This is a genomic window from Thioalkalivibrio sp. (assembly GCF_007692535.1).
GTDB lineage: Bacteria > Pseudomonadota > Gammaproteobacteria > Ectothiorhodospirales > Ectothiorhodospiraceae > Thioalkalivibrio.
The window spans coordinates 1-4,456 of the sequence record NZ_REBW01000043.1; the positions used below are offsets into that span (position 1 = coordinate 1).

Sequence of the window (4,456 nt, forward strand, 5' to 3'; positions counted from 1 at the left end):
GTGAAGCTGCTGCGCGAACGCGCCGAAAAGCGCTGACGGATAAAAAGCCGCAAACCGTAGGTCGGGTTAGCCCGAAGGGCGTAACCCGACGGGCCTCGCACCCACCCACGGCCGCAAAATAGCGTCGTCCGCGGCACCGCAGCAAGTCGGGTTACGCTGCGCTAACCCGACCTACACAACTGGGCCGTGACTTTCACGGTAAACTACTGCGCTGAATCAACAACCGTTTGTGAAGTGCCATGAGCAACCTCTACGACGTGATCGTGATCGGCGGCGGGCACGCCGGGACCGAGGCCGCGCTGGCGGCCGCGCGGACCGGTGCGCGCACGCTGCTGCTGACGCACAACATCGACACCATCGGGCAGATGAGCTGCAATCCCGCGATCGGCGGGATCGGCAAGGGCCACCTGGTGCGCGAGATCGATGCCCTCGGCGGCGCGATGGCCGAGGCGGCGGACCGGGCCGGTATCCACTTCCGGGTGCTGAACCGGCGCAAGGGGCCGGCCGTGCGCGCGACCCGGGCGCAGGCGGACCGCTACCTGTACCGCCGGGCGATCCGGCGGATCGTCGAAAGCCAGGCCCATCTGAGCATCTTCCAGCAGCCGGTGGCGGACATCCGCATGCAGGGCGATCGCGTCACCGGCGTGGTGACCGAGACCGGGCTGGAATTCGCGGCGCGGTCGGTGGTCCTGACCGTGGGCACCTTCCTGAACGGCAGGATGCACATCGGCCCGGAGCAGCACCCGGGCGGCCGCGCCGGGGATCCGCCGAGCCTGCGGCTGGCCGCGCGCCTGCGCGAGATGGCCTTCGCGGTCGGCCGGTTGAAGACCGGCACACCGCCGCGTGTCGATGGCCGCTCGGTGGACTTCTCGCGGCTGGAACCCCAGCCGGGCGATGAGCCACGGCCGGTGTTCTCCTTCCTGGGCCGCCACGAGCACCACCCGGCGCAGCGGCTGTGCCACATCGCCCGCACCAACGAGCACACGCACGAACTGATCCGCGCCAACCTGCACCAGGCGCCGATGTACACCGGCCAGATCGAGGGCACCGGGCCGCGCTACTGCCCGTCGATCGAGGACAAGGTGGTGCGGTTCGCGGACAAGAACAGCCACCAGATTTTCATCGAGCCGGAGGGGCTGGATACCGACGAACTCTACCCCAACGGCATCTCGACCAGCCTCCCGTATGCGGTGCAGCTGCAGCTGGTGCAGAGCCTCCAGGGCTTCGCGAACGCACACATCACCCGGCCGGGTTACGCCATCGAATACGACTATTTCGATCCGCGCGGCCTGATGCCGTCGCTGGCGACGCGCGCGGTCGCCAACCTGTTCTTCGCCGGCCAGATCAACGGCACCACCGGCTACGAGGAGGCCGCCGCGCAGGGCCTGATCGCGGGCCTGAACGCGGCGCGCTGGACGCGCGACGAGGCGCCCTGGACCCCGGGCCGCGCGGAGGGCTATATCGGCGTGCTGATCGACGACCTGGTCACGCGCGGCACCAACGAACCCTATCGCATGTTCACCTCGCGCGCCGAGTACCGGCTGCTGCTGCGCGAGGACAATGCCGACCTGCGGCTGACCCCGCGCGGCCGCGAACTGGGGCTGGTCGACGATCGCCGCTGGCAGGCCTTCAGCCAGCGCGCCCAGGCGATCGAGGACGAGCAGGCCCGTCTCGCGACTCTGCGCCTCGACCGCTCCCGTCGTGAAGACGACGCGTTGGCGGCCTACCTCGGCGGCACGCCCGACGCCGACGCCACCCTGATGGACCTGCTGCGCCGCCCGCAGGTGGACTACGCGGGCCTGATGGCGCGGCTGCCGGAACTCGCCGTGGACCTGCCGGACTCGGTCGCGGAGCAGGTCGAGATCCAGGCCAAGTATGCGGGCTACATCGAGCGCCAGAGGCTGGAGATCGGCCGCCAGAGTCGCGACGAGGCCACCGCGCTGCCGCAGGACCTCGACTACGACCGGGTGCACGGCCTGTCCACCGAGATCCGCCAGAAGCTGAGCAGCTTCCGGCCGCATACCCTGGGCCAGGCGCAGCGGATTCCCGGCGTGACGCCGGCGGCGCTGTCGGCGCTGTCCATACACCTGAAGCAGCGGGCTGCCAGTGCCTGAGCCCGCGGTCGCGGCGCTGTCCGCGGCCTGCGCCGCCCGGGGCCTGGACCCGGCGCTGATCCCGGGCGTGGTGCGCTACCTGGAGCTCCTGGAGCGCTGGAACCGGGTTCACAACCTGACCGCCGTGACCGGGGCGGAGGCGATGCTGGACCGGCACGTGCTGGACAGCCTGAGCGTGCTGCCGTGGCTGCACGGCGACCGGGTGCTCGACGTGGGCAGCGGTGCCGGGTTGCCGGGGCTGATCCTGGCCCTGGCCGACCCGGTGCGCGACTATCTGCTGCTGGACGCGGCGGCCAAGCGCGTGCGCTTCCTGCGTGCGGCGATCGCGGAGCTCGGCCTGGCGCGGGTGCGCGCCGAGCACATGCGGGTCGAGGACCTGCGGCCGGCGCCGGGTTTTGCTACCGTGGTGTCGCGGGCCTTCGCGGCGCCGCCGGAGTTCGTGCGCCGGGCCGGCCACTGCGTTGCCCCGGGCGGCCGGTTGCTGGCGATGCTGGGGCAGTCCGCGGCCGCCGAAGCGGACCTGCCCGCGGGATGGGCGTATCGCTGCGTCGAGCCGGTGCGGGTTTCCGGGTCATCCGCCAGCCGGCACATTGCCGTTATCGAGAGAGAAGCCGCGTGACACAGACATTGGCCATCACCAACCAGAAGGGCGGGGTCGGCAAGACGACCACCTGCGTGAACCTGGCCGCTTCTCTGGTGCGCCTGGGCCGCCGGGTGCTGGTCATCGATCTGGATCCCCAGGGCAACGCGACGACGGGCAGCGGCTACGACAAGCACGCCCGCAGCCCGACCAGCTGCGAGCTGCTGCTCGGCGAGGCGCCGCTGGCGGCCTGCGCGCACCGGGTCGAGTCCGGCTTCGACCTGGTCCCCGCGAACGGCGACCTTACGCTGGCGGAGGTCCGTCTGATGGCGATGGAGCGTCGCGAGTACCGCCTGCGGGACGTGCTGAGCGAGTCCGTATCGAACTACCAGCACGTGTTGATCGATTGCCCGCCGTCGTTGAACCTGCTGACCGTGAACGCGCTGGTCGCCGCCGACGGCGTGCTGATCCCGATGCAGTGCGAGTACTACGCGCTGGAGGGCCTCACGGCGCTGATGGGCACCATCGAGAGCATCCAGCGCGGCCCGAACCCGAAGCTGCGCATCGCCGGGCTGCTGCGCACGATGTTCGACGCGCGCAACCGCCTCTCCGGGGAGGTATCGGACCAGTTGCTGGGGCATTTCGGAGAGCGCGTGTTCCGCACCATCGTGCCGCGCAACGTGCGCCTCGCCGAGGCTCCGAGCTTCGGCCAGCCGGCCTTGCTGTATGATGCCAGCTCGCGGGGCGCGGTCGCCTATTTGGCTCTGGCCGGCGAGATGCTCCGCCGCCCGGGTGCCGCCGCGGCGCCGAACCCAGGCCTGTGAGCCGGCGCGTCGCCAGCGGCGCGGATGGTGTGCGGGAGACAACTTGTTCATCAGGTCGGCGTGGCTGCGCCGCCCGTTGGGAATAGACGCCATGGTCAAACGGAGAAGTGGTCTCGGGCGGGGGCTTGAAGCGCTGCTCAGCGGCGCCGAGCGTGCCGAAGAGGATTCGCTGGAAAACCTGCCGATCGAACTGATCCAGCGCGGCAAGTACCAGCCGCGGGTGCACATGGCTGCCGAGGCGCTGGAAGAACTGGCGAACTCGATCCGGTCCCAGGGCATCATCCAGCCGATCGTCGTACGCCGGATCGACGACGGCTACGAGCTGATCGCCGGCGAACGCCGCTGGCGGGCCGCGCAGATGGCCGGCCTGGAGACCGTCCCCGCGGTGGTGCGGGACATCCCCGACCAGGCTGCCGCCGCGATGGCCCTGATCGAGAACATCCAGCGCGAGAACCTGAATCCGCTGGAGGAGGCCCAGGCCATCCGCCGGCTGATCGGCGAGTTCGAGATGACGCACCAGGCTGCCGCGACGGCGGTGGGCCGCTCGCGCACGGCGGTGACCAACCTGCTGCGCCTGCTCGAGCTGCACGAGGCGGTCAAGGATCGGGTCAATGCCCGCGAGCTCGAGATGGGCCATGCCCGCTGCCTGCTCGCACTGCCACCGGAGCGCCAGCCGCAGGCGGCCGACGTGATCGTGAAGCGCGGCCTGTCGGTGCGCGATGCCGAGCGCCTGGTGCGCCGGATGCTCGCCGAGCCCGCCGTTCCCCTGCCGCCGCCGCGACCGCTCCCGGAGATCCGCCAGCTCGAGACCCGCCTGTCGGACACCCTCGGGGCGGCGGTGCAGGTCCGCTACAACCGCACCGGCAAGGGCCGTCTGGTCATCGAGTACAACAGCCTGGACGAACTCGATGGCATCCTCGCCCACATTCAGTGATCGC

4 protein-coding genes are annotated in these 4,456 nt (G+C 70.5%); all 4 read left to right on the top strand.

What is annotated here, in order from left to right:
• Positions 1 to 239: 239 nt before the first annotated feature.
• The 4 genes from mnmG to EA346_RS00735 all read left to right on the top strand — a co-directional run bounded on the left by mnmG (position 240) and on the right by EA346_RS00735 (position 4,452).
• Positions 240 to 2,114 (top strand): tRNA uridine-5-carboxymethylaminomethyl(34) synthesis enzyme MnmG, encoded by a 1,875-nt coding sequence (mnmG, locus tag EA346_RS00720; protein WP_296754373.1) that lies wholly within the window; start codon positions 240 to 242, stop codon positions 2,112 to 2,114.
• Positions 2,107 to 2,733: a 16S rRNA (guanine(527)-N(7))-methyltransferase RsmG gene (rsmG, locus tag EA346_RS00725; protein WP_296754377.1), complete on the top strand. Its 627-nt coding sequence runs from the start codon at positions 2,107 to 2,109 to the stop codon at positions 2,731 to 2,733. Before mnmG ends, rsmG begins: the two co-directional genes overlap by 8 nt.
• Positions 2,730 to 3,518, top strand: a complete 789-nt coding sequence (locus tag EA346_RS00730; protein WP_296754380.1) for a ParA family protein — start codon at positions 2,730 to 2,732, stop codon at positions 3,516 to 3,518. Before rsmG ends, EA346_RS00730 begins: the two co-directional genes overlap by 4 nt.
• Before the next feature lie 91 nt (positions 3,519 to 3,609).
• Entirely contained in the window at positions 3,610 to 4,452 is an 843-nt protein-coding gene (locus EA346_RS00735) for a ParB/RepB/Spo0J family partition protein (RefSeq protein ID WP_296754384.1), read from the top strand.
• Positions 4,453 to 4,456 lie beyond the last annotated feature (4 nt).